This window comes from Paenibacillus sp. SSG-1, from assembly GCF_002224835.1.
Classification (GTDB): Bacteria; Bacillota; Bacilli; order Paenibacillales; family Paenibacillaceae; genus Paenibacillus_AQ; species Paenibacillus_AQ favisporus.
Window position 1 is genome coordinate 3930970 of record NZ_MBRK01000001.1, and the last position, 26329, is coordinate 3957298.

The 26329-nt window shown below is 56.4% G+C and carries 25 protein-coding genes; 1 reads left to right on the forward strand and 24 read right to left on the reverse strand.

What is annotated here, in order from left to right:
- From tatA to BCV73_RS18270, 7 genes are all read right to left on the reverse strand, one after another.
- Positions 1–192 carry a twin-arginine translocase TatA/TatE family subunit gene (tatA, locus tag BCV73_RS18240; RefSeq protein ID WP_076169950.1) on the reverse strand — a complete coding sequence of 64 codons (192 nt, stop codon included), beginning with the start codon at positions 190–192 and terminating at the stop codon, positions 1–3.
- 75 nt (positions 193–267) lie between these two features.
- The gene (locus BCV73_RS18245; RefSeq protein ID WP_076169949.1) at positions 268–1947 is read right to left on the reverse strand and encodes a GMC family oxidoreductase; all 1680 of its coding nucleotides are present in this window, start codon (positions 1945–1947) and stop codon (positions 268–270) included.
- Between the two features lie 67 nt (positions 1948–2014).
- Positions 2015–2800, reverse strand: coding sequence for a gluconate 2-dehydrogenase subunit 3 family protein (locus BCV73_RS18250; RefSeq protein WP_256992892.1), 786 nt, complete (start codon positions 2798–2800; stop codon positions 2015–2017).
- 312 nt (positions 2801–3112) lie between these two features.
- Positions 3113–3400 carry a stage VI sporulation protein F gene (locus tag BCV73_RS18255; protein WP_076169947.1) on the reverse strand — a complete coding sequence of 96 codons (288 nt, stop codon included), beginning with the start codon at positions 3398–3400 and terminating at the stop codon, positions 3113–3115.
- A 62-nt stretch (positions 3401–3462) separates the two neighbouring features.
- Positions 3463–5514, reverse strand: coding sequence for an ATP-dependent DNA helicase RecG (gene recG / locus BCV73_RS18260; protein WP_089548132.1), 2052 nt, complete (start codon positions 5512–5514; stop codon positions 3463–3465).
- Positions 5515–5527: 13 nt separating this feature from the next.
- A complete protein-coding gene (locus BCV73_RS18265; RefSeq protein ID WP_089548133.1) occupies positions 5528–6385 on the reverse strand; it encodes a DegV family protein in 858 nt (285 codons plus the stop codon).
- Positions 6386–6443: 58 nt separating this feature from the next.
- The gene (locus tag BCV73_RS18270; protein ID WP_089548134.1) at positions 6444–8249 is read right to left on the reverse strand and encodes a DAK2 domain-containing protein; all 1806 of its coding nucleotides are present in this window, start codon (positions 8247–8249) and stop codon (positions 6444–6446) included.
- A gap of 284 nt (positions 8250–8533) precedes the next feature.
- Between BCV73_RS18270 and rpmB the strand changes: the two genes are divergently transcribed.
- Positions 8534–8722 (forward strand): 50S ribosomal protein L28, encoded by a 189-nt coding sequence (gene rpmB, locus BCV73_RS18275; protein WP_047910965.1) that lies wholly within the window; start codon positions 8534–8536, stop codon positions 8720–8722.
- Between the two features lie 354 nt (positions 8723–9076).
- On the opposite strand, the gene spoVM is transcribed toward rpmB, so the two are convergent.
- From spoVM to BCV73_RS18360, 17 genes are all read right to left on the reverse strand, one after another.
- Positions 9077–9157: a stage V sporulation protein SpoVM gene (gene spoVM, locus BCV73_RS18280; RefSeq protein WP_036707696.1), complete on the reverse strand. Its 81-nt coding sequence runs from the start codon at positions 9155–9157 to the stop codon at positions 9077–9079.
- Between the two features lie 150 nt (positions 9158–9307).
- Positions 9308–9568, reverse strand: coding sequence for a hypothetical protein (locus BCV73_RS18285; protein WP_076169943.1), 261 nt, complete (start codon positions 9566–9568; stop codon positions 9308–9310).
- A gap of 4 nt (positions 9569–9572) precedes the next feature.
- Positions 9573–10235, reverse strand: coding sequence for a ribulose-phosphate 3-epimerase (rpe, locus tag BCV73_RS18290; RefSeq protein ID WP_089548135.1), 663 nt, complete (start codon positions 10233–10235; stop codon positions 9573–9575).
- Between the two features lie 4 nt (positions 10236–10239).
- Positions 10240–11154, reverse strand: a complete 915-nt coding sequence (rsgA, locus tag BCV73_RS18295; RefSeq protein ID WP_076169941.1) for a ribosome small subunit-dependent GTPase A — start codon at positions 11152–11154, stop codon at positions 10240–10242.
- 119 nt (positions 11155–11273) lie between these two features.
- Positions 11274–13457, reverse strand: coding sequence for a Stk1 family PASTA domain-containing Ser/Thr kinase (gene pknB, locus BCV73_RS18300; RefSeq protein WP_089548136.1), 2184 nt, complete (start codon positions 13455–13457; stop codon positions 11274–11276).
- Positions 13454–14230 carry a Stp1/IreP family PP2C-type Ser/Thr phosphatase gene (locus tag BCV73_RS18305; protein ID WP_089548137.1) on the reverse strand — a complete coding sequence of 259 codons (777 nt, stop codon included), beginning with the start codon at positions 14228–14230 and terminating at the stop codon, positions 13454–13456. The genes pknB and BCV73_RS18305 overlap by 4 nt, the downstream gene beginning before the upstream one ends.
- Positions 14231–14237: 7 nt before the next feature.
- Entirely contained in the window at positions 14238–15278 is a 1041-nt protein-coding gene (gene rlmN, locus BCV73_RS18310) for a dual-specificity RNA methyltransferase RlmN (protein WP_089550310.1), read from the reverse strand.
- Between the two features lie 154 nt (positions 15279–15432).
- Positions 15433–16818, reverse strand: a complete 1386-nt coding sequence (rsmB, locus tag BCV73_RS18315; protein WP_076169938.1) for a 16S rRNA (cytosine(967)-C(5))-methyltransferase RsmB — start codon at positions 16816–16818, stop codon at positions 15433–15435.
- Positions 16815–17747, reverse strand: coding sequence for a methionyl-tRNA formyltransferase (gene fmt, locus BCV73_RS18320; RefSeq protein WP_089548138.1), 933 nt, complete (start codon positions 17745–17747; stop codon positions 16815–16817). The genes rsmB and fmt overlap by 4 nt, the downstream gene beginning before the upstream one ends.
- A gap of 6 nt (positions 17748–17753) precedes the next feature.
- Entirely contained in the window at positions 17754–18236 is a 483-nt protein-coding gene (gene def / locus BCV73_RS18325) for a peptide deformylase (RefSeq protein ID WP_076169936.1), read from the reverse strand.
- Between the two features lie 87 nt (positions 18237–18323).
- Positions 18324–20861, reverse strand: coding sequence for a primosomal protein N' (priA, locus tag BCV73_RS18330; protein ID WP_089550311.1), 2538 nt, complete (start codon positions 20859–20861; stop codon positions 18324–18326).
- Positions 20862–20866: 5 nt separating this feature from the next.
- The gene (coaBC, locus tag BCV73_RS18335) at positions 20867–22093 is read right to left on the reverse strand and encodes a bifunctional phosphopantothenoylcysteine decarboxylase/phosphopantothenate--cysteine ligase CoaBC (protein ID WP_089548139.1); all 1227 of its coding nucleotides are present in this window, start codon (positions 22091–22093) and stop codon (positions 20867–20869) included.
- Between the two features lie 160 nt (positions 22094–22253).
- A complete protein-coding gene (gene rpoZ / locus BCV73_RS18340; RefSeq protein ID WP_076169934.1) occupies positions 22254–22478 on the reverse strand; it encodes a DNA-directed RNA polymerase subunit omega in 225 nt (74 codons plus the stop codon).
- Positions 22479–22523: 45 nt separating this feature from the next.
- Positions 22524–23096, reverse strand: a complete 573-nt coding sequence (gmk, locus tag BCV73_RS18345) for a guanylate kinase (protein ID WP_089548140.1) — start codon at positions 23094–23096, stop codon at positions 22524–22526.
- Positions 23097–23112: 16 nt separating this feature from the next.
- Positions 23113–23373, reverse strand: a complete 261-nt coding sequence (gene remA / locus BCV73_RS18350) for an extracellular matrix/biofilm regulator RemA (RefSeq protein WP_006209218.1) — start codon at positions 23371–23373, stop codon at positions 23113–23115.
- A 58-nt stretch (positions 23374–23431) separates the two neighbouring features.
- Complete coding sequence (locus BCV73_RS18355) at positions 23432–24328, reverse strand: YicC/YloC family endoribonuclease (RefSeq protein WP_089548141.1); 897 nt, start codon at positions 24326–24328, stop codon at positions 23432–23434.
- A gap of 35 nt (positions 24329–24363) precedes the next feature.
- The gene (locus tag BCV73_RS18360; protein WP_089548142.1) at positions 24364–26247 is read right to left on the reverse strand and encodes a bifunctional homocysteine S-methyltransferase/methylenetetrahydrofolate reductase; all 1884 of its coding nucleotides are present in this window, start codon (positions 26245–26247) and stop codon (positions 24364–24366) included.
- Positions 26248–26329 lie beyond the last annotated feature (82 nt).

The following is a 26329-nucleotide window of genomic DNA, read 5'->3' on the forward strand; positions in this document are numbered from 1 at the left end:
TTATCCTTCCTGGCGGCGCCCCGCATCTTGCTTCTCCTCATCCTCTTCCGTCAGTTGCCGCGCAGAGCTGCGGAATTCGTGAAGCGTCGTTCCCACCGCCTTGCCGAGCTGCGGCAGCTTGGACGGCCCGAACAGCAGCAGGACGAGCAGCAGCAACAGCAGCAGCCCCGGTATTCCGATCGTCGAAAGCATGGCCGATCCCTCCTTTTCCATTTTGAAGTTGCATGACCGTCACACAGTAGCCCGAAACCCGACAGCACTGCCAGTTCAGACAAGCATGCCTCCCTGTTTCAAATACTTCTGAATCCCTTCCGCCGCCCGGTAGGCAAGCGCGCCGACGGTATCGGTCGGATTGTAGCCGCTGTTATGCGGAAATGCCGAAGCACCTACCACAAACACGTTTTCCGCTTCCCACATCTGCAGATAACTGTTCACCGCCGACGTTTCCGGGTCCGCGCCCATAATGACCCCCCCGGTATTGTGGGTGGATTGGTAAGGAACGATATTGTACGGATCGAGCTTGTCCTTGACCTCCACATGGGAAGGACCCATCTCCTTCATGACCTCACCGGCCTTGTCTGCCAGAAACTTCGTCAGCTCACGGTCCTGATCTTCGAAATCAAACGTAATCCGCAGCAGCGGTTTGCCGTAAATGTCCTTATAGGTCGGATCGAGATCCAAATAGTGGTGCTTCCAGGGCAAGCTTGCCCCCTGCGTCGCTACGGTCAGCACGCGGTTAGCATATTTCAGTGTGGTCTTCTTCCACTCCTTGCCCCAGGTCGGCGTGCCCTTCGGCGCCGGATTGTTTTCGATCGGGCGCAGGCCGTTCTGGCTGATCCGGATGCCCGCCCCGTGCAGAAACTTCAAATCGGAATGGTCAAAGTTGTCCCCGTTGAAGTCGTCGAACTCCATCCCGAGCGCCCCGGCGCCCATGAACGTGCTGAATTCCTCATCATCGTAAAAGCCGACCGCGTGCCCGGAGTTGACCTGATACGCATAATTCCGGCCGATCGTTCCCCGGCCGGTTTTCCGGTCATAGGGCGTTCCGAGCTTGGAGCTCAGCAGCAGGCGCACGTTATTCAGCACAAAGCTGCCGAGAATGACCACGTCCGCCGGCTGGGTCACCTCTTCCCCGGTTACCGTGTTGATGTACACGACCCCGGTCGCCTTTTTGCCGTCATGGAGAATTTCGGTCACGTTTGAGAACGTACGCACCTCCAGCTTGCCGGTGGCCATCGCCGTCGGGATCACCGTCACGACCGGATCCGCCTTGGCGCCGTACTCGCAGCCGAACCGCTCGCAAAATCCGCAGTACTGGCAGGCCGCACGGGAGACGCCGTCCGGATTTTTGTAGTTCTCGCTCAGGTTGGCCGAAGGGATCATGTACGGATGGTACCCGAGCTTTTTGGAAGCCTCCTCGAACCTTTGCAGGATAGGCGTTTTTTTCATCGGCGGCGTCGGAAACGGGTGGGACCGTTTGCCAAGCATCGGGTTCGCTTCCGATTCCCCGGAAATGCCGGCCATCTGCTCGAACTTGTCGTAATACGGCTCGATTTCATCATACGTGATTCCCCAGTCCTGCAGCTGCATGCCGGCGGGAATTTTGCCTTTTCCATACCGATCGACCGTCTGGCTGTAAATCTCAAAGTCATACGGCAGGAAGCGGTGCGTCTGCCCGTTCCAATGCGATCCGGCGCCGCCGAGCCCGTCCCCCAGCAGGAAGGAGCCATAGCTGCGCATCGGCAGCGCCCTCATCGATTCCGTATTGCGGAACGTGATCGTTTCCTTGGACAAGTCCTGCATCAGTTCAAAACGCCGCGCATACCGCAGCTCATCATGATCCATGAAATAATCTTCCGTACTCCGGCTTTTTCCGCGCTCCAGTCCGACGACCTGGACGCCCGCTTTGGTCAGCTCGGCCGCAATGATGCCGCCGACCCAGCCCATTCCAACAATAACTACTGGTACTTTAGGTAATTTGGCCAATTCTGATGTCCCCTTATATCTGTGAAATTTATTCGCTCATGTGAGCCTGCAGGCTTTTCGGCTGGATCTGGACCAGCCCTTCCTTCGTAATCTGCTGGGCGTAGCTCATCTGGTTGCCCGGAAAATTCCGCATCTTCCACCCGTTCATATTCCGGTTGCCGCCATAGAGCGGATCGGCGTATACGCCCTCGATCGTCAAATTTTTCAGCATGTTGAAGAAGCTGCTGCTCGTCACCCCGCGCATGGGGAATTTGTCCCCTTTCTCCATGGCGGTCAGCACTTCGTCCTGCTGCTGGCCCTCAAGCTCCGTAAAAGCCTTTTGGTGCTTTTGCTGGCAGTAGCTCTTCAGTCCTTCCAGGCCCAGCGTGAACATCTCATTGCGCTTCAGCCGCGACTGCTCCCCCTGCGTTGCCTGGGCCTGGACAAAAGGACCCATCATATAGTCCCGCGCGTTATACCCCCATGGTCCTGCGAGCTGATGATCAATAAAAAAAGCGACGCCCAGCGCCTTGGCGCCGGGACCGTTCTCATCTTCGGGATAAATCCTTTCGGCCGCCGCTTCGGTCATTTTAAACTGCTCCTGGTTAAAGAACATCAGCGCGTCCTGCAGTGAAGCCTCAGGCTTGCTGTCGGCAGGCGCCGTCTTGGGGGCCTGATTTTTCTCCAGACTGTCCGTCAGGACGCCCCCGAACACACCGCCGACGACCAGACCGCCAAGCGTCATTCCCGAGGCTTTCAAAAATTTCCGCCGGGATTCATCCGGTTCTTTCGACCGGGCCGGCTTGCTGCTCTTCCCCAATTTCAGTCCTGGCAACATGATCCCTCCAATTATGAATATTGTGGATGCAATAAAGAAGACCACTTCGAATCAGTTACCCAAAATTTCTCTGTTTCAAACGCAATATCTGACATCAGACGTCATATTGCGACCAAATGACTAGGACGAACCTCGCGGTTTCCATCACAACCGCCGCATTGATTTTCAAAGGAAGAGAGTCCGCAAAACACCTGACAGCCTAATACGTCAAGGAGTTCTGGCAGGTCTCGCTGCTGCCTGCTTTGAATACAAAAAAAAGCCCCCCGGGTTTCTCCCGGAGGGCTGCATTCTAAGCGCTTGTATGCTTTTTTAGCGAAACATTCCCCACAACTTGATCAGGTGGAACGTATTATTGGGATCGATCTTTTGGGCGATCACAAACCGGACGATTTGTCCTTCCTCGGCGCCGGTCAGCTTCTCGTTCAGGATGGACGATGCCGACTTGACCAGCCGCTGTACCCTGGCCGGATCCTGCAGGTCCTGTTTGTTTACGCCTTCGATCAATTTTTTAATGCGCTCCTTGGTGGCCGGATTTTTCATCTTCAGCTTGATCCGTGCGACCAATTGGGGGCTGATTCCGTACTGCTGATAACCCATATTGGCACCTCCCGTCTAATGCAGTCCAACTAAGTATATGACGGGAGGGGTTGTCCACTGACCTAATCGACCAAATCTCCTTGAAAAATCTGCTCCTGCTGCAAATAGTCCCGCAGAGGCCCGTACGCCGGGGAGGTCCAAAACGCCGGATCCGCCACCAGCCGGGCGGCGTCATCCCTCGCCTGCTCCAGCACGGCAAAGTCGCTGACCATGTCCGCCAGGCGGAACTCGGGCAGACCGCTCTGCTTCGTGCCGAAGAAATCTCCTGGTCCGCGAAGATCCAGGTCGCGCCGGGATACTTCAAAGCCGTCGTCCGTCTCGGTCATGACGTTCATGCGCTCCTGACCGACCTCCGACTTCGGATCGGCGATCAGCACGCAGTAGGAAGCGTGCTCACCACGTCCGACACGGCCCCGAAGCTGATGCAGCTGCGACAGGCCGAAACGGTCCGCGTCCATAATGACCATCAGCGTCGCGTTCGGCACGTCCACCCCGACCTCGACGACCGTGGTCGAAACGAGCAGCTGCACCTCGTTTTCGTAGAAGGCCCGCATCACTTCCTCCTTCTCGGCCGGCGTCATACGGCCGTGCAGCAGGCCCACCTTGTAGGAAGGGAACGCCTGCTGCATTTGGACATGCAGATCGATCGCGTTCTGCACGTCCAGCTTGTCCGACTCCTCGATCAGCGGACAGATCAAGTACGCCTGGCGTCCCTGGTCCACCTCGCGGGCGATGAAGCCCAGCACCCGGTCGAGCATATTGTGCTTGACCCAGTACGTCGTGATCGGAATCCGTCCTTTCGGGCGCTCTGACAGCGTGGACACATCCATGTCGCCGAACGCTGTAATCGCCAGCGTCCGCGGGATCGGCGTCGCGGTCATCGTCAGCACGTCCGGATTATACCCCTTGCGCCGCAGAATGCCGCGCTGGTTGACACCGAAACGGTGCTGCTCGTCGGTAACCACCACGCCCAGCTTGCGGAAAAACACGTCCTCCTGGATCAGGGCATGCGTTCCGACGACGATGTCGGTCAAGCCCATCTGCAGCGAGGCGAGCAGATCCTTGCGCTTGCGCCCCGTAACGCTGCCGGTCAGCAGGCCGACGGTGATGCCGAACGGCTCAAACAGCTTCTGCAGCGAGCGCGTATGCTGCTCGGCCAAAATTTCGGTCGGCACCATCAGCGCGCCCTGATAGCCCGAACGCACCGACGCGTACAAGGCGATCGCGGCCAGCACCGTTTTGCCGGAGCCGACGTCTCCCTGCAGCAGCCGGTTCATGCAGTGCGGCGAGCGCATGTCCTGCAAAATTTCGAGCTCGACCTTCTTCTGCGCATCGGTGAGCTCGAACGGCAGGCTGCGCACGAACTCGCGCATCGTTTTGTTGTCCACCGTATGGACGACGCCGTCCATCCGCTCCCGGTTCAGGGCGCGGAACGCCTGCATTTTCAACTGAAACAGAAACAGCTCCTCATAGACCATCCGCTCGCGCCCCTGCTGCCCTTCCCCGGTATCCTGGGGCTGGTGGATCGTGGCGATCGCCTTTTTCCGCGGCATCAGATGGTACTTCCGCAGCAGTTCCTCCGGCAAAATTTCCGGGATCATTTCCCCGTACTGCTCGAGTGCCTGGGTCATCGTTTTGCGCATCCAGGTCTGCGTAATCTTGCCCCCGACCGAATAGACCGGCTGCACCGTACCGCTGCGCCATGCCCCCTGGTCCGGAAACTCCGATTCCGACACGGTCAGCTGCATACGGCGCTGGTCCCATTTGCCGACGAGCACGATTTCGCGCCCGGAGGTCAGCTGATCCTTCAGAAAATGCCGATTGAACCAGGTGGCGGTGAACATCCATTCCTCAGCCATCATTTTGCAGCTGAGGCGGGACTTTCGCCCGTACCGCTGCAGTACGGGAACGCCCATCACCTTCGCCTGGATCGTAATTTTGTCCCCGTCCTTCACGTCCTGCAGCGAACGAAGCCGGTAATCCTCGTACCGGAACGGATAATATTCCAGCAAATCCTTCACCGTAAAGATGCCAAAGGCGTGAAGCTCCCCTTCCTTGAGGGCGCTCACGCCGCGGACCTGCCGTACCGATATTTGTTCAAGACTCAAGCTCATGGTTATCCCTCATTTAAGCGGGCCATATAAACACGGCCAGCGTCCCGGGCCCGACATGGGTTCCGACGACCGGTCCGATGTTCGTCAGAACGACCTCCTGCAGCCGGAAGTCCCGCGACAGATCCTCAAGCACGGGCTCGGCTGAAGCCGGGTCGGCCGTATGGCCCACTGCCACATTGATGTTTTGAACGCCGCCCAAATCCTCCCGAAAACGCTCCAGGATCCGGGCCAGCGCCTTCTTGCGGCCTCTGACCTTCTCCACCGCATAAATAATGCCTTCTTCGTCAATGGACAGAATCGGCTTGATGTTCAGCAGGTTGCCGATCATGGCCGCCGCCTTGCCGATTCGTCCTCCCTTTTGCAAATATTCCAGCGTGTCCACGAGAAAATACAGCTTGCGCTGCCTGCGTACCTCTTCAACGGAACGCACGATCTCCTCTACAGTTTTGCCTTCGGCAGCCAGTCTGGCTGCATGCACGACCAGCAGGCCGAATCCGTAGGACGCCGATTTGGAATCGACGATCGTAATATCCGGGTCACCCTCCAGCATGGACTTGGCAATCGTGGCCGATTGATACGTGCCGCTCAGCCCGGAAGAAATATGAAAGGAAATAATCGGCGAGCCCGGATATTCGTTCATAATTTCTTGATAAACCTGCATATAATCTGCTGGAGAAGCCTGCGACGTAGTCGGAAGCTGCTCGGACTGGACAAGCCGTTTGTAGAACACCTCGGCGGAAATATCCACGCCGTCTTCAAAGGTATCCTCGCCGAACATCAGCCGGAGCGGAACGACGTGAATGTCATGCTGCTTCGCGATATCCTCGGGTATGTCGGCCGTACTGTCCGTTACAATTACCGGTTGGGTCATCGAATGGGGCCTCCTTCATTTTCATTCAAACTTCGATTTTCGGTCCCAAGGCTGCTCTTCAAGATTCCACTGAAAAAATGTAATAGTACAGCGGCTGTCCGCCCTGATGCACTTCAATTTCCGCATCCGGGTACTGCTCTGCCAGCCACGCAGCCAACTCGCCCGTCATTTCCGGGTTCGCCTCTTCCCCGGCGAGAATGGTCACAATTTCGTCCCCGTTCTCCAGCATCTTGGTCAAAAGCTCCTGGCATGCAGGCAGAAGACCTTCGGCAGCCGTCACGATCTTCGAATTTTCGATGCCGATAAACTGGCCGGCTTTAATATCCAGCTGATCGATTTGCGAGTCGCGCACGGCGTAGGTCACTTGACCCGACTTGATCCGGCCGATCGCTTCCAGCATGCTGCTCGTATTCGTCTCCTCGGAATCTTCCTCCGAAAAGGCGAATGCCGCGGCAATGCCCTGAGGCACCGTCTTGCTCGGAATGACCTTCACGCTGCGTTCGCCCTCAAGCAGTTCTCCCGCCTGCTGGGCGGCCAGCACGATATTGGAGTTGTTCGGCAAAATGTAAATATGGTGCGCGGAAATGGACGCGATCGCGTTCACAAAGTCCTCCGTGCTCGGGTTCATCGTCTGGCCCCCCGAGAGGACGACATCGACGCCCAGGCTCTTGAAAATGTCCGCAATACCCTGTCCGGAGGCCACAGCGATAAACCCGTAAGGTGCCAGTTCATCGGCCGGCGGCTCGGCGGGCGCCTCTTCCGGCGTCTGATCCATCGATTCGACCGGAATGTCGGCAAAAACCTCCGGCATCGGCGCGATGTCCATCCCGGCCGACAGCAGATCCCGGTGCTGCTCGCGCATATTCAGAATATGAATCTGGGTAATTTCACCGTAACGCAGTGCCAAATTCAGCACCTCGCCCGGTGCTTTGGAATGCACGTGAACCTTGATAATCTCGTCATCGGCAATGACGATAATCGAATCCCCGTTCATTGACAACGCTTTCCTGAATTGATCCTCGTCGAAATGCGTACCTGCCGCATCCCCTAACTTCCGGTTAATGAAAAATTCCATATCATATAAAAATTCGATGTCTTCCGTTTCCAGGCGGGACTGCGCAATATCCGGCACTTCTGTCGCCACGGGCGCTGGCTTAACCTGGGCTCTTGCTGCCGCCGGTTGATCCTGGGCGGGCTGTACCGCACTCGGTGCCGCAAAGGACTGGTAGTCATAGCCGCCTTCGCTGACGCTGTGCAAATATTGCAAAAATCCCTCGTAAATATAAACCAGACCTTGTCCCCCCGAATCGACAACCCCCACCTGCTTCAGGACAGGGAGCATCTCCGGAGTCTGGGCTAATGTTTCTTTTGCTTTGGTGAGCACCTGTTCCATGAGCTCCGTAATATCCGGTGTTCGCCGTGCCAAAAATACTGCATGCTTCGCGGCTTCCTTCGCAACCGTCAGGATCGTGCCCTCCACCGGCTTGACCACCGCCTTGTAAGCTGCGTCAACTCCGGTCTGCAGCGCCTGCGCGAACTGAACCGCATTCAGTTCATCATAGGTTGCGGCATAGCGTCCAAAGCCCCGGAACAATTGGGAGGTAATCACGCCGGAGTTCCCCCGCGCGCCCATGAGCAGTCCCTTGGACAGCACGCCTGCGCTGTGCCCGATCGAATTCGAATTGTTTCTCTTCAGTTCTGCTACACCGGCACCCATCGTCAGATTCATGTTCGTGCCCGTATCACCATCAGGTACCGGAAACACATTCAATGAATTGACATGCTCGGCATGCTGCTGCAATTGTTCCGCCCCAGCCAGAACCATAGCGGTAAAATCAGTTCCATTCAAAGAACGCTTACTCAATGATAAATCCCCTTCCTAGCTTGATCCCTAAGCCATTGGCGTCCTTATAAATACGAATCAATGCACGTTTTCGTTTCGCCATTCGTCCAATTTTCGGATAATCCTATTCAAAAAAATAAATGTTAATTGATCCCATCTCAAAATAGTATGGGCTAATCAACATTGTACTATAAGACACCCCAGAAATAAATGTTTTTGCAGGCGGTTGACGAAGCATTTTTTGCTATGATAAAATATACAAGTATTGTTTTATGCAGGTGTTTGGAGCTAAGGAGGTGTAATCTATGTCTCGCAAATGTTATGTGACTGGCAAAAAACCAGGCAGCGGTAACCACGTATCCCACGCTAACAACCGTAACCGTCGTTCTTGGGGTGTAAACGTTCAAAAGGTTCGTATCCTCGTTGACGGCAAACCGAAGCGCGTTTATGTAAGCACTCGCGCGTTGAAAGCAGGTAAAGTTACCCGCGTTTAGTAATGACATATAAGCAAAAAGCACCTAGTTTCCAGCAGGTGCTTTTTTAATGCCTTTGGCCGGTATCAGTTGGCAGCCATGCCGCTGGCATCTGTCAGAGGTTTTTTTTGAAATATAAGGGTCAATCCGCCTGTGTTCTTATACCGGCCTTATATTTCATCCGCGAAACGTGAGCTCCGCCTGTAAGAAAAACGTCTATTGATGCGCTCTCATGGGAAGACAGACCGCGTGAAGCAGAAGTTTTTCTTGCGATCATAGAATCGTTCAGCTCCGCTGAACCTTGTATGTTCTATGATCTTCAATAAGGCGAAGCCGTTTACGGTTGTGCAAGCGGCATACCAAAGGGTATCAAGATCAGCTTTTGTGAAACGTGTTTAAAAGAGCCTTCACGAATCCTCCCAAAAACTTTGGCAGCTTAAACGTATAAAATTTCATATCTCACCCTCCCCATCATTCTCATGTCATCACGGTATGGTATGCCCTGAACCAGATCAATGTTAAGACGGAACAAAAAAAAGGTTACATGAGAACCTTGACTCATGTAACCATATGTATGCTCAAAGAGCACGCCCTATGCCTTAAGCCTCAAGCTGAAGCCGGAGACAATTGATAAAATTGGTAGACCGACAGCATAAAGATAAACAGCAGGTAGTACAGGATCGAAAAGATGACGTAGCCGATCCTTAATCCCTTGCGTTCGTTTTTCCGGAAATAATAAATGGCCAGCACCACCGCAATCAGCGAGGCGATGGCATTAAACGGCGATTTCAGAATGGAAAATATACCGAGTAACAGGCCTGTTCCGATACTGGCCAAAGTCAGATACAGCGCGTCTTTGAATTTCATGAAATTATTTTCCCCCGACGCTGCGGCGAATGGCCGAAATGGCAGCAGCTCTGTCAGGCTGTGCGTACACGGCGCTTCCCGCCACCAGCACGTCGGCACCCGCCTCGGTGACCAGCGGCGCCGTCTCGGACGTAATGCCGCCATCCACTTCGATATGGACGTTAAACAGCGACAGTTCGTTGAGCCGCTGGCGGATTTGGCGGATTTTGTGAACGGTGCGCGGAATGAACGCCTGTCCGCCGAAGCCCGGGTTAACGGTCATGACCAGCACCAGGTCCAGATCCTCCAGCACTTCGCTGATCGCAGACGCCGGTGTGCCCGGATTCAGGGCAACCCCCGCCTTTACGCCCAGCTCTTTAATCATATGCACAACGCGGTGCAAATGCGTGCAGGCTTCCGCATGCACTGTAATGAAAGCCGCTCCCGCCTTGGCGAAATCCGGGATGTACCGCTCCGGATTCTCGATCATCAGATGCACATCCAGCGGCAGGGTCGTGTGGGGGGCAATAGCGCTGACGATCGGCGCCCCCAGCGTAATATTCGGCACAAAGTGCCCGTCCATGACATCCACATGAATCCAGTCGGCTCCGGACTTCTCCGCTTCGGCAACCTCCTGACCCAGTTTGGCGAAGTCCGCCGACAATATCGATGGTGCGATTTTAATCATCGTGTTAATACCTCCGCTTCTTTTCTTTCATTTCCGTATAAAACTGCACATAATGCTCGTAGCGGCTTGATGCGATATCCCCGCTCTCCTTCGCCTCAATGACTTTGCAGCCCGGTTCGTGCGTATGGCTGCAGCCGCGGAATTTGCATAGCTCCGCATAAGGCGCAAATTCCCGGAAGCAGGTGGACAATTCCTCGACGCCGAGCTCCAGGAAATCGAGCTGGCTGAACCCCGGTGTATCGGCGACAAACCCGCCGTTATCGAGCTCGATCAGCTCCACGTGGCGCGTCGTATGCTTCCCGCGCCCCAGTCTCATGCTGATGGCGCTCGTCTCGAGGGAAAGTCCGGGAACGAGCCGGTTCAGAAGCGAGGACTTGCCGACGCCCGATTGGCCCGAAAACACGCTGATGACGCCCGTAAGGCGTTCCTTCAGCTCGCTGCTTCCCAGGCCGGAACGTGAACTCGTAACCAGAACCTCATAGCCGATCCGCTCATAGAGCTCCTTGACAGCCATTACCGGGTCCTGGGCATCCGTATCCGCGGCAAGCAGATCCTGTTTGGTGAGACAAATGATCGTCTCCAGGCCGGAATGCTCAATATGGACCAGAAATTTGTCAAGCAGGGACAGGTTGAGATCCGGTTCACGAACGGAAAACAGCAGGACCGCAAGCTCCGCATTGGCAACGGGCGGGCGGATCAGTTCGGATCGGCGGGGCTTGATCTCATCCACCATCCCCTCACCATTCTCGGTAAGGGAGTACACCACATGGTCCCCGACAAGCGGAGAGGTGCCTCTCTTCTTGAAGATCCCCCGCGCGCGGCACTGTACGGCTTCGGCGCTTCCTACGGCTTTTCCGTTCTCCAGCGGTTTGACATAGTAGTATCCGCTCAGAGCTTTCACGATTACTCCATCAGGCATACATTGCAAGGCCTCTCTTTCTTTCCGGCTTCTGCCGATGAGGCAGGGCCGGAGATAATATGATTGTTAAAAGTTAACTAACTTTGACATCTATTCAATATGTCCGAATGACACGTTGGTTATCTGTAAATGACGTTTTCGGTGTCGGGCCCCTTACCCTTGTCCTTGCCTTTGCCCTTCCCCGGGTGGTCGTTCAGAAATCCGGTCTCGTCTGCTCCTTGACCATCCCCGTTGCCGGAATCTCCCTGATCACCGGGATCACCCTCATGGCCCGGATCGCCGGGATCCTCGCCTCCCATGGCCGGGAGCTCGATCTGCGGCACGGTGCCGTTCTGTACATCGGTGTACCGTACCGAATACGTATCGAACACCTGTCCGTCGCGAAGCACCGTGACGACGGCGTCCCTGTTCGGATCGACCACCAGTTCGATCGGCAGCACCTGCGTCGTTTGGACGGTCTTCGTTCCCCAATCGACCGTTTTGCCTTCGGTATGGGCGTCGGAGTATTTGATCTGGATTTTCGTATTTTTGCCTTCCTCGACCGGAGCCACAGGCAGGTTCAGCGTATAGTTCAGGGCATCCACCGGGTAGCCTTTGCTTATCGTGAGCGTGATTTCGGCGTTCGGCGTGGCCTGGGTATTCGGGTCAAACGGGAACTGCTTGATGACCTTCCCTTTTTCCACCGTATAGCTGTCTTCTTCGACGACCCGCAGCAGCTTCAGCTTCTTCTGCGTTAGAAGATCCTGTGCCTCCTGCAGTGTCTTGCCGATCAAATCGGGCATTTTTACGGTTTCTGGGCCTTGGCTGACCGTCAGGGTAATCTCCTGGTTATCCACATCGATTTCATCGTTAGCTCCAGGGTCAGAACTGATGATCAGTCCCTTTTCAACATTGTCGCTGAATTCCTCTTTCTTCTTGATGTTATCGTCTTTAATGCCCTTGGCATTCAGTGCTTTTCTCGCATCGTCAAACGTATAACCCTTGACGTCAGGCATCGGTACCTTCGGCTTCTCCGTGCTCACCGTCAGCTGAATCGCCGCGCCTTCTTTGACGACCGTGCCCTCCGGCCTGCTCTGTTTATAGACGATGCCATCGCCAAAGTCCTTGTTGTACTTCCGGATGACCGGATCTTCCACCAGCAGCCCCTTGTCGCTGAGCGCTTTGCGCGCCTGATCCTCGGTCATGTTAATGACGCTCGGCACGGTGACATTCGGCACGACCAGCTTCTGGTTGACGTACCACACCACACCGCCCAAAGCCAATAGAACGACCAGGGTTAAGCTGATCCACAGCGCCGCCCTGCCCGACTTTTTCTTCTTTGGCTTGCCTTTGCCGACCGCCGGCTCGTCCGCCTCGTCATCGTCCTCCACGGCCTGCGCTTTCGCTCTCGAAATGGAGCGCGGCTGTGGCTTGATGGCCGGAATGACGCGGGTCCGATCCTCATCGTCCATATCGTCAAACTCGATCTTCGGCTCATTCCGGCGCTCCGGCAGCAGACAGGTCTCCAGGTCCTGAAGCATTTCCTTGGCCGACTGGTAACGCTCCTGCGGATTTTTGCGCATCGATTTCAGAATAATGTTCTCGACACTCTGCGGAATGAGAGGATTCACCTCACGCGGCTCCTCAAACTCCTCTTGAAGATGCTTAAGCGCCACGCTGATCGGGCTCTCCCCCAAAAACGGCAGACGTGCGGTCAGCATCTGGTACAGTACGATACCAAGAGAATATAAATCCGACTTTTCCCCGGTCACCACGCCTTTGGCATGCTCCGGAGAAAAATAATGTACCGATCCGACCACCGAACCCGTCTGCGTAATTGTCGTCGACGTAACGGCACGGGCGATTCCGAAATCCGTTACCTTTACCCGGCCGTTGCGGCCGATCATAATGTTATGCGGCTTGATATCCCGGTGGATGATTTGATTCTGATGCGCATGATCCAGCGCGTCACAAATCTGTGAGGCGATTCGCACCGCTTCGTCCACCTGCAGGGGAGCCCGCTCCTTGATGATCTCGTCGAGATTATGTCCCTCGACGTATTCCATAACGATATAATGAATGTCGTCTTCCTGGCCCACATCATAAATGCTGACCACGTTCGAATGCGATAGCGAAGCCGCTGACTGTGCCTCCCGGCGGAAACGGCGAATAAATTCCTCATCGTGCACAAACTGTTGGCGCAGCACCTTAATGGCTACGTTCCTGCCCAATAAAATATCATGAGCTTTGTAAACGAGTGCCATTCCGCCGCCACCGATCCGCTCGATCACCTCATAACGACCGCCCAATTCGTGTCCGATCATGAATCCCACTCCTTTATGCTTTGCCCGGCGACTTCGTCTTGAAGTTCGAACAGGGCGACGGTAATGTTGTCATCGCCTCCGGCGAGAAGTGCCAGTTGAAGTAAACGGTCCGCTCTTTCTTCCAGCGGCAGCTCGCGGTTTCCGGATATTTGCCCGATGTGCTCGGAGCTGACCAGATCGCTTAAGCCGTCGCTGCACAAGAGCAGCACCTCTCCGGGGGAGAGGCAGATGGGATACAGGTCCACGGACACGTCGGCGTCCGTTCCAAGCGCGCGCGTAATCGCATTGCGCATCGGATGGACTTTCATGTTCTCCAGGCTGATTTGTCCGCGTTTGTACAATTCATACACCAGTTTATGGTCTTCCGTTAATTGGACGACCTCGCCGCCGGCAACCTTGTAGGCCCGGCTGTCGCCGATATGTCCAATGTAGCCGGATTCCCCGCTCAGGAGCAGGGCCACGACCGTCGTTCCCATATTGTAAAATTCCTCGTGTTTGGAGGCCTCGGTATAAATCACATCATTGGCGTGCAGGATGGCGTCGCTAAGCGCGGCCTTCAGGCCTTCCGGCGAAATGCCGGATTCTAGCGAGGACAGGTCGCCCGTCATGGTTTCGACGGCCAGCCGGCTGGCCGTATCGCCTGCCTGATGCCCTCCCATGCCGTCAGCGACGATCCCGAGGGTATAGCCCTGCGGCAGCTGGCCGACCCATACCGAGTCTTCATTGACCGAGCGAACCCGGCCAACGTTACTGACATGAACAGTTTTGATCAAATTCCTCTCACCTCAACTCCATGTGCTTGGCCCGCAGCTGTCCGCAGGCAGCCGCGATATCGTGGCCCTGCTCGCGGCGGATCGTCACGTTCACGCCGCTATCGGCGAGAACCCGTTGAAACTGGAATATATCGTTACGGGACGTTCTGACATACTTCCGCTCCGGTACGTGATTGACCGGAATCAGGTTGACGTGGCACAGCATATCCTTGAGCACGTTCGCCAGCTCCTGGGCATGCTCCGGACGGTCGTTAACACCGCCGATCAGCGCGTACTCAAACGTAATCCGCCGGCCTGTTTTGGCCAGGTAATAGCGAAGGGATTCCATAACATCCTCGAACGGATAACGGCGGTTCACGGGCATCAGCTTCGAGCGGAGCACATCGTTTGGCGCATGAATGGAAATCGCCAGATTGATCTGGGTGTCCTCGTTCGCGAATTTATAAATGTTCGGCACGATGCCGCTCGTGGAGACGGTAATATGCCGCTGCCCGATGTTCAGTCCTTTTTCATGAATCATAATACGCAGGAACTTCATCGTCGCTTCATAGTTTTCAAAAGGCTCGCCCGAGCCCATGATGACGATGCTGCTGACGCGCTCCCCTTTCTCGTCCAGAATCTTCTGGGCCTGCACCACCTGGGCCACGATCTCCCCGGCCGCCAGGTTCCGCTTCAGACCGCCCAGCGTCGAGGCGCAAAAGGTGCAGCCGATACGGCAGCCGACCTGGGTCGTGACACAGATGCTGTTGCCGTAGCTATGCTTCATGATGACCGTTTCAATCGCATGGTCGTCATGCAGGCCGAACAGAAACTTGACGGTTCCGTCCTTAGATTCCAGCTTCGTAATTTCCTGCAGCGTCACAAACTGGAACTGGTCGTCCAGCTTTTTGCGGAGCTCCTTGGAGAGGTTCGTCATTTCGTCAAAGCTGTTGACCCGTTTGACGTAGAGCCAGTCAAAAATCTGGCCGGCGCGGAACGCGGGCTCGCCGTTTTCCTTCGCCCAATCTTGCAGGTCTTCCAAATTCAAATCATATATAAAAGGTTTCATCTTCACCACACCTGTCTTTTCATTCATATGCTTATTGTTTCTCATTCTTCCTATTTTAACACAAATAAAAGTAGCGGTAAAAGAGAAAACCCGCCAAGCTCGCGCCCGGCGGGTTACAGGAAGCAGCGGCTGCCCGTGCGGGCGGTCCGCTAGTTTAGGAGAGTCTCTGAATCCGTGCAATGTAAAATCCGTCGCTATGAAAATGCTGGGGCAAAATCTGCACGCCGCCGCCCCGCGGCAGCGCCGTGCCCAGCAGCCGTTCCCAGGCAGGGGGCGCTTCCGGCGCTATGGCGAACTCCGGGTGGTTCCGCAGGAACCGCTCGACGTTCTCTTCGTTCTCCCGCGGCTCGATCGTACACGTGCTGTACACGAGAATGCCGCCGGGCCGGAGCAGAGCCGACACCGATTCCAGCAGCCGGTACTGCAGGGCCGCGATCTCCTCGATGTCCCCCGGGGTCTTGGCCCATTTCAGGTCCGGCTTGCGCCGGATAACGCCAAGGCCGGAGCATGGGGCATCCAGCAGAATGCGGTCGAAGGACGCCGCCGGATACCGTCCGGCCAGTTCCAGCGCATCGCCGGTTACCGGCTCGATGGCGTCCAGCCCGAGCCGCTCGGCCTGCTCGCGAATCAGCTTCTGCTTATGCTCGTGCAGATCGTTGGCGATGATTTTCCCCTCGTCCCGCATGAGCTCGGCCATATGCGCCGTCTTGCCTCCGGGAGCGGCACAGCAGTCGAGCACCCTCATGCCGGGCTCGGGACCTACCGCATCCCCGACCAGCATCGAGCTCTCGTCCTGCACGGACAGCTGGCCGTCCCGGTACCAGCCGGTCAGGGCCATGTTACCCCCGCTGCGGACGAGAATGCCTTCCGGCGTAAGCGGAGACGGCACCGCGTCCATGCCTTTCTCCTCCATCTCGCCAAGCAGGCCGTCGCGGCTGATCATCGTCGTGTTGACCCGGACGCTGACGGCCGGAGGCTCGTTGTTCGCCCGGCAGATCGCCTCGGCCGCTTCTTCCCCGTACTGCCCGATCCAGCGCTGAACGAGCCATTCGGGATGGGAATGCTCCAGCGCGATCCGTTCGGCCGGTCCGAGGCTTTCCGGCAGAACCAGCTTGTCGGGGCTGCGCAGCACGTTCCGAAGCACGCCATTCACCATGCCGGAAATGCCCTGGTGGCCGCGGCGCTTGGCCAAGTTCACAGCCTCATTAACCACGGCATGGGAAGGAATGCGGTCCAGGTACATGATCTGGTACAGACTGAGCCGCAGCAGGCTTCTCACCCAGGGCTGCAGCTTGCTCACGCCTTTGCTGACAAAGCGGTTCAGGAAATAATCCAGCGTGTTCATCCGGGAGATCGGACCGTACACGAGCTCGGTCGCAAGGCCGGCATCCTCGCGGGACAGGTTCGCTCGCTGCAGCGCAGCGTTAAGCTGCAGGTTGCTGTAGGCGCCTTCCTGCTCCACGCGCGTCAGGATATCCATCGCCAGTTCGCGTGCCGAGGGCTGGCGGCCCTTCCGTTCTTGGGTTCCGCGTCCGCTCATTTCAGCACCGTCCCGGGCGTCATGCTGGTTCCCCGGATAAACTGCCCGGCATCCATCGCCTTCTTGCCGCTCGGCTGAATATCGGTCAGCCACAGGGCCCCGTCGCCGGTTTTCACTTCAATGCCCTCCGGCGTAAGCTGAAGCACCGTTCCCGGAGCCGCTTCCTTGGAGGCCTTCTCTCCTTTGCGGGAGCCCCAGACCTTGAACACGTCGTCGTTCCAGAACGTAAACGCCCCGGAAAAAGGCACCAGGCCGCGAATTTGATTGTAAATATCACGCGTCGGCTTGCTCCAGTCGATTTTCTCGTCTTCACGCTTCAGGTTCGGGGCGTATGTAGCCTGCGAGTCATCCTGCACCGTCACCGGGACGCCGCCTTCCAGCAGCCGCGGCATCTGCTCCTTGAGCAGCGCCGCCCCGGCGGTGCTCAGCTTCTCGAACAGCGTTCCCGAGGTATCCTCGTCGGTGATGGGTACCTCCACTTGGGCGATCATGTCGCCCGTGTCCAGCCCTTCGGCCATGTACATGAGCGTAATGCCCGTCACCGTCTCACCATTGATGATGCAGCGCTGAATCGGTGCCCCGCCTCTGTATTTCGGCAAAAGCGAGCCGTGAACGTTGACGCAGCCCTTGGCCGGCAGATCCAGCACCGCTTTAGGCAAAATTTGCCCGTAAGCGGCCGTAACGATCAAGTCGGGCTTGTAAGCCGCGAGCTCGTTTACCGCTTCGGGATGGCGCATGCGCTGCGGCTGCAGCACCGGCAGGCCGTGCTCAAGCGCCACTTCCTTGACGGGCGTCGGCATCAGCACCTTCTTCCGTCCCTGTGGACGGTCCGGCTGCGTGACGACGGCCACGACGTTGTAGCCCTCCGCAAGCAGCATGCGGAGACTGGGAACGGCAAACGCGGGCGTCCCCATAAAAACGATATTCATCAGGCATTACTCCTTTCCGGCGCGTTCCGGCGTATACTCATACACTCTTTCTGCAATGTCGGTAAACAGCACGCCGTCCAAATGATCGATTTCGTGCTGGAAGCAGCGGGCCAACAGGCCAGTGCCCGTAATCGTCACTTCCTTGCCGTTCTCATCCAGCCCTTTCACCGTAACCTGCTCGGCACGGCGCACGTCTCCGTTTAATCCGGGAATGCTCAGGCAGCCCTCCGGGCCGAACTGTTCGCCGTCCTTGGCTACGATTTCCGGGTTGACCATCTTGATCAGGCCGTGCTCATCGCCGACATCGACGACGATCAGTCTCTTCAAAATGCCGACCTGCGGCGCGGCCAGGCCAACGCCCTCCGCGTCGTACATCGTGTCCGCCATGTCGTTCAGCAGCTTTTTGACATTAGGGGTAACTTCTTTCACTTCTTTAGCGGTTTTATGCAAAACCTCATCCGGTTCTTTCACAATAATTCGGATCGCCATGCTGACACCTTCCTTATCGGGTTCAAATATTCATTGTTGGTTATTCATCCATGATTCCATATGATGACGGTACGCCGCTTAAGAACGCTACATCAGCATTTGCGGGTCTACATCGATACTGATTTGAAGCTTCGGATTCTGCGCGGTATCCTCGAGCTGCTCGGCGGCTTCCCTGACCAGGCCGACAGCGTCGATGGTCCCACGCCATTTTATCATACATTGAAATCTGTATCTATTTTTTATCCGGGGCACAGGAGATGCCACCGGCCCCAGCACGTCAAAAGCGTCCGAGGTCAGCCGGTCCAGGCTGCCATACCAGCCCTTCTGCCGGGCTTTGCCCTGGAGGACGGATACCATGTTCTCCGCCATCCGGACAAGAAACGGCAGCTGCTCATGAGACAGCGTGACCAGAATCAGCCGGCAGTACGGCGGATAATGCAGGTTCCGCCGATGCTTCAGCTCCTCCCGGACAAACGAATCGTAGTCATGCCCGCTGGCGTGAATGATCGAATAATGATCCGGCGTATAGGACTGGATCATGACCTCCCCGGGGAGCTGGTGGCGGCCGGCGCGGCCGGCGACCTGGGTCAGCAGCTGGAACGTCTTCTCTGCGGCCCGGAAATCCGGCAGGTTGAGCGCCGAGTCGGCCGTAATGACGCCGACCAACGTTACGTCCGGAAAGTCGAGCCCTTTGGCCACCATCTGGGTGCCCAGCAGCACGTCCGCTTTTTTGTCCCGGAACTGCTTCAGCAGCTTCTCGTGCGATCCCTTCTCCGTCGTGGTATCCACGTCCATCCGGATCACCCGGATCCCCGGAAACAGCTTCGCAAGCTCTTCCTCAACGCGCTGTGTACCGGTGCCGAAATAGCGGATATGCTCGCTTCCGCATTCCGGGCACACGGACGGCGCCGGCTCGGCATAGCCGCAGTAATGGCAGCGGAGGTTGTTCGATTTCTGATGGTACGTCAGCGAAATGTCGCATTCGGGGCAGCCGGCCACGTAGCCGCAGCTGCGGCACATGACGAACGTGGAGTAGCCGCGCCGGTTGAGCAGCAGCACGGTCTGCTCCTTGCGTTCCAGCCGGGCCGCAACCGCCTGATGCAGTGAACGGCTGAACATGGAGCGGTTGCCTTCTTTTAATTCTTCCCGCATATCGATGATTTGTACTCCCGGCAGCTCATTGCCGAGCGCCCGAGCCTTCATCTCGAGCAGCATTGGCGCAAACTCGTCGTTCGCCTGCGATCTCGCGGCATGGTAGCTCTCAAGCGAAGGCGTCGCCGAGCCCAGAATGACCGCCGCGCCGTGCTGCATCGCCCGCTGGACGGCCACGTCCCGGGCATGGTATTTCGGGCTTTCTTCCTGCTTGTACGACGTTTCATGTTCCTCGTCCATAATGATGAGCCCGATCTTGGCAAACGGCGCGAACACCGCCGATCTGGCGCCGATGGCGACGGCAGCCCGGCCTTCGCGGATTTTACGCCATTCGTCGTAGCGCTCCCCGCCCGACAGGCGGCTGTGCATAACGGCGACCTGGTCGCCGAAGCGCCCTTTGAACCGTTCCACCATCTGCGGCGTCAGCGAAATTTCCGGCACGAGTACGATGGCCTGCCGGCCCTGCGCAATGCAGCGCTGGATGCTCTGCAGGTAGATTTCGGTCTTCCCGCTGCCTGTAACCCCATGCAGCAGAAACACCCCGTGCCGCTGCGCATCGAGCACCGAGACAATACGGTCATAGGCGTTCTGCTGCTCCGCGGTCAGCGGCAGCGGATCGCTTGGCTTAAACCAGCGACCCCGGTAAGGATCCCTGAACGCTTCTTTGTCCTCAATCGTAATGTAACCCTTATCCGCCAGCCCTTTCACGGTCGCGGCCGACACCTGCAGCGTCGCCAGGACATCCTTCAGCGCAAGCGGAAGCATCTCTTTCATTTCCACAATAAACTGCAGCACCTCGCGCTGACGCTGTGCTTTCGGCGCGAACGATGCCAGCGCGGCCTCAGCTTCGTCCGGCGTTACCGCCAGATCGACGGCTTTCAGCGTCTTGATCTGCAGCTTGTCCTTGATGGATTGGTTTTCCTGCAGCACGCCCCGGCGCAGCAGCGATTTGATCACCGGTGCGCTGTCCGGAAACTGTCTGCTCAGCTGCTTGGAGGTGACCTCACCCCTTTTTTCGACGAAATCAAGAATCGCCCGCTCGCTCCCGGAAGGCTCCAGTTCCAATTCGAACAAGCCGCCGGAATACAAATCCTCAGGCTCCTTCGGCTGCGGGGTTCCGAGCGAGATAAACCGTTCGGCCTTGCCCTTGAGGGCCGTAGGCACCATGACCTGAAGCGCCGTAATCATCCGGCAGGCATACCTGCGGCTCATCCACCCGGCCAGTTCAACCAGCTCTTCGGACAGCGGCGGAATGACGTCGAGCACTTCCTGGATGGCCTTAAGCTTCATGCCGGCAGCCGCCGGCTCCGGCTCAAGGCCGACCACGAATCCCTGGACCGTGCGGTGGCCGAACGGCACACCTACCCGGCTTCCCACCTCGATCCATGCCCGCATGGATTCGGGAATGAGATAGTCAAAGGGACGGTCGGTATCACGCACCGGGACGTCGACGATCACCTTTGCCACACGCATCTCCATCAGGACAAAGCCCCGTTCATCCGGGCCGCAGCGATCGTCAGCAGGCGCCGGGCCACTTCGTCCTTGGTCATTACGGGCATTTGTTCGACCAGTCCGCCGGCATCGTATACCTGAACGATGTTGGTATCGGATCTGAAGCCGGCTCCCTCCGCCGTTACGTCATTGGCCACGATCAGATCGGCGTTTTTCCGTTTCAGCTTATCCTGGGCATATTTCTCCACATCATTCGTCTCAGCTGCGAATCCGATCAAAAACTGCTTTGTCTTCGTCTTGCCGAGCTCCTCCAGAATATCCACCGTTTTGACGAGCTCGAGCGTCATCGTATCCCCCGACTTTTTCATTTTGCTTGCGGCCGTCACCTTCGGACGGTAATCCGCGACAGCCGCCGCCTTGATGACCAGGTCGCTGTCCTCCCAATGTTCCAGCACCGCCCGGTACATATCCTCGGCGGACTGGACTTTCACCGCGTCCACGTCCGAAGGGGGCTCAACGTCCGTATGGCCGTAAACGACATGCACCTCCGCGCCCATGTCTTTGGCGGCCTTGGCGATGGCAAACCCCATTTTCCCGGAAGAATCATTGGTGATGTAACGCACCGGGTCGATCCGTTCAACCGTTCCGCCTGAGGTGACGATGACCTTTTTCCCGCGGAGCAGACCCTGCCCTTGTACGGATTCATTGCGAGCCGTAAAAAAGCGCTCCACCACCTGGACGATCGTTTCCGGCTCCTCCAGCCGTCCCTTGCCCACATAGCCGCAGGCAAGCAGTCCTTCGCCGGGCTCGATCATCATCACGCCCCGGGACTCGAGCAGCCGCATATTGGCCTGAACCGCCGGATGGGCATACATATGCACGTTCATGGCCGGTGCGATCATGACCGGCGCCTCGGTGGCGAGCAGCGTCGTCGACAGCATGTCGTCCGCCAGACCATGGGCCATTTTTGCGATCATATTGGCTGTAGCCGGTGCGATGAGAACGAGGTCGGCCTCATCGGCCAAATGGATATGGGAGACAACGGATGGATCGCGCTCATCGAACGTGTCGCTGTATACCGGATTTTTGGACAGACTCTGAAAGGTCAGCTCCGTAATAAACTGCTTCGCCGATTCCGTCATGATCACGTGGACATCTGCGCCTTTTTGCACCAGCTTGCTGCACAGACTGGCCGCCTTGAACGCCGCGATTCCACCCGTCACGCCGAGCACGATGGTTTTGCCGGTTAACATACGATTTCCCCGCTTTCCGTTTCATTTAGATAGAGAAAAAAATACAACCTTGCGGTTGTATCTGGAAGACGTCTATACGCTCTTGCTGCAAACTTAATATGAGTTCTTGTTAGACCTGCCGCATAACAGCAGAAAAAGCCCCGTCCCGGGAAGAACAGGCTTACGCCTTATTCTCATCCCGTTCGGCGACCGGTTCCGGAATCACCCGAATCATATCCCCATAAATTTCCTCAAGCGCCACGCCCACGTATTTGTGGGATCTTGGATGCTTCAGGTCGGTCTTTGCGCCCTCGCGCAGCTGTCTCGCACGGCGGGAGGCCGCGACGACCAGCGAGTATTTACTGTCGACTTTATTCATCATTTCATCAATCGATGGGTACAACACTTGGCGACACCTCTTTTATTATTCTCAAATGGCTGCTGTCTTCGTTTATTGCTTGATTTTACAATGTTCGGCGATAATAATCGATTCTATTCGTTTGCAGGCGCAATCAATCTGATCGTTAACCACCGCATAGTCATAATGCTGCATCAAATTGATTTCGTCAACCGCCACCGTCATGCGGTGGTCGATCGTCGCCTGGTTCTCCGTACCGCGCCCGATGATCCGGTCCTTGAGTTCGTCCAGAGAAGGCGGCAGCAGGAAAATAAATACCCCCTCGGGAAACTTCTGTTTGACCTGAAGGGCACCCTGTACCTCAATTTCCAGAATAATATCGTTTCCGCTCTCCAGCGTCTTCTCTACGAAATCGCGCGGCGTTCCGTAATAGTTCCCCACGTACTCCGCATACTCCAGGAGCTGGTCATTCTGCATCATATCCAGAAACTCGTCACGGGTTTTGAAAAAATAATTGACCCCGTTCACTTCTCCCTGGCGCGGACTCCGTGTCGTCGCCGATACCGAATAGACCAAATCCGGCAGCTTCCCGCGCAGCGCGCTGCACACGGTTCCTTTACCGACCCCGGAAGGTCCTGACAATACAAACAATATTCCTTTTGACATATTACTCCCCATCTTGTTATTCGTCATTATCGTCATCTTTGCTGGACAGGCGATGAGCCACCGTCTCTGGCTGCACCGCTGACAGGATGACATGGTCGCTGTCCGTAATGATTACGGCGCGCGTCCTGCGCCCATAGGTCGCATCGATCAGCATGTGGCGATCTCTTGCTTCCTGAATAATCCGCTTAATAGGCGCTGATTCGGGGCTTACAATCGAAATGATACGGTTAGCCGATACAATATTCCCGAAGCCGATGTTAATGAGTTTGATTGCCATATTCAGGTTCTTCCCCCTATTCATTTGACTCTCTCCTGTTTTCTGTCGAAATTGTGCCTTACTCTATATTGGCCAGTTGCTCTCTAATTTTTTCCAGCTCCGCTTTCATTTCGACAACACGGTTTACCAGAGTCAGATGATTGGCCTTGGATCCAATCGTATTGACTTCCCTGTTCATTTCCTGAATCAGAAAATCGAGTTTTCTTCCGACCGGTTCATCCGCACGAAGTAATCCTTTGCATTGCTCAAAATGGCTGTGCAGACGTATCAATTCCTCATCGATATTGCAGCGGTCTGCAAAAATAGCAATTTCCATGCCAAATTTATGTTCATCAAAAGCAAACGAACCGTCATTCAGTTCAGTCAGCCTTTGTCTGAGCTTATTGCGGTATTCTTCGACTACGCTGGGTGCGAGCTGTACCATTTCTCCGTGAAGCTTCTCCAGCCGGTTCAGGCGCTGCTCCACATCACGGGCAAGGAAGCTTCCTTCGGAAGTCCTCATCGCGACGAGTCCTTCCATGGCCTTTACAAGACCTTCTTCAAGCACGCGTCCCCACTCTTCAGGCTCCGGATCCTGGTTTGTCCCGACTTCCTCGGGTGTGAGAAAGACGCCCGGCAGGGACAGCAGGTCTCTTACCGTCAGTTCGCCGTTCAGGCCATGCCTCTCGGATACCTCACGCGCCGCCTCCATATAAGTATTGACGGCTTTATGATTTAACAAAACAGGCGGAGCGGTATTCTCTTCCGCCTCCTTGTTAATAAAGACATCGATCCGGCCGCGCTTGACAAACCGCTGTACCGTTCTTCTCAAAGGGTCCTCAAAGCGTGTCCATTCACGCGGCAGGCGTATGACCACTTCGCAGTATCGGTGGTTCACGGATTTCACTTCAATTTCCACTTTATACCCTCCGAAATGAAGGGCGGATTGACCGTAACCGGTCATGCTGAAAGACATCGGCACCACATCCATTACACTATTGTAATTGATAACTATCTGTGAAACAAGGGGGACTGCCGGCGTCCGGATTTCTCCCACACATGGCTGATGAGCTGGGCGCTCATGTCATACAGCATAAACGGCGTCATTAAGTAAATTCCGTTAAAATGCTCCATCGCCACGTCGAGCAGCTCTTTGGCAATGGCAACCCCCATGGCTCTTCCTTCTTCGCCTTCCAGGCCGCTCATCCGGCGGCGCACATCGTCCGAGAGCTGAATTCCCGGCACCTCGTTGTGCAGGTATTCCGCATTGCGCCCGCTCGCCAGCGGCATGATGCCGAGGAAGATCGGAATGTCGAGGTGGCTCGTCGCTTCCTTCAGTGCGCGGATCAGCTCCGGATCGTACACCGGCTGGGTCATAATATAATCGGCGCCGGCAGCGATTTTGCGTTCCAATCGCAGCACGGCTTTATCGAGATGCTTCCCGTGAGGGTTAAACGCCGCGCCAACGACGAAGTTCGCCTTTTGCTTGAGCGGCTTGCCGGAGAAGGCGATTCCCTCATTTAACTGCTTGATCATTCGTATAATCTCAAAAGAAGTCAAATCGTATACGGAACTCGATCCCGGCAAATCCCCGAAGCGTGCGGGGTCGCCCGTGACAGCCAGCACGTGATCGATGCCAAGGGCGTCAAAGCCCATAAGGTGCGACTGCGTTCCGATCAGGTTGCGGTCCCGGCAGGCGATGTGCACCAGCGGGCGCAAACCGGTCTGAGCCTGCACCAGATGGCCGAGAGCCATATTGCTCATCCGCGTAACCGCAAGCGAGTTGTCGGCGAGGGTCAGCGCGTCCGTCCCGGCATCCTTCAGCACCTGCGCCCCCTTCATAAATTTGGCGATATCCAAGTCGCGCGGAGGGTCCAGCTCCACGATGACGGTGTGACGCTCTTTGACGAGGTCGACCAGGTTCGGGCTGCCGCCTTTGCCTTCACCGCCGCCGTCTGGCGCGAGATGTTCATGAATTTCGATCGGGGCAGGGGCGATGTCAATCGGCCCGTACGTAATCGGCTGCGGCTCGTAGCCCTGAAGCGCGGACGAAATCGCCGCGATATGCGCGGGTGTCGTCCCGCAGCAGCCGCCGATGATCCGGGAGCCGAGATCGGCGAATTTCACCGCCATCTGGCCGAAATAATCCGGCTTGGCCCCGTACTGATATTCCCCATCCACATAATCGGCGACCCCGGCATTCGGATACACCGACATCGGCACGGACAAGTGGCCGCCGAGGGTCTTCATCGCGCTCATGATGCCGTTAGGGCCCGTGCGGCAGTTGAAGCCGATCACGTCCGCGCCCTGCTGCTGCATCATCCGGAACGCTTCCGGCATCGTATAGCCGTCCAAGGTCCGGGCTACATCCTCAACCGCGAACTGGCAGATGACCGGCAGCGGGCTGAGCTTGCGCACAATAGACAAGGCCAGATACAGTTCTTCCACATCGTAGAAGGTTTCGAGCAGGATGCCGTCCACTCCTTCTTGCAGAAGGGCCTGAATCTGCTGCTCGAAATATTTCTTAAGCTCGGCCGTCGACACGTTGGTCCGTTTGCCGCCGCGGATGGAACCGATGGCTCCGACCACATAGCCGGCGGTTCCCGCTACTTCCCGTGCAATCCGGACACCCGCCCGGTTGATATCCTCCACCTTCGACTCCAGCCCGTATTTGGACAGCTTGTCGAAGTTGGCCGAAAACGTATTGGTCTCAATGATTTGAGCCCCGGCTTCCACATAACGCCGGTGAACATCTTTGATGACCTCCGGTGAGGTCAGGTTCAGTTCTTCATAGGAAATTCCCACAGGAAAGCCCATTTGATATAGAAAAGTGCCCATCGCTCCGTCGCCGATCAGCACCTGTTGATCCCACGCTTGACGCAAATCCGGTTTCATGTTGGCTCCTCCACCCCGAAAAAGTAGTTTCACATTAATGTATCATAAATCGGCGCCCAAGATAAGTCATAGAATCCTCCAG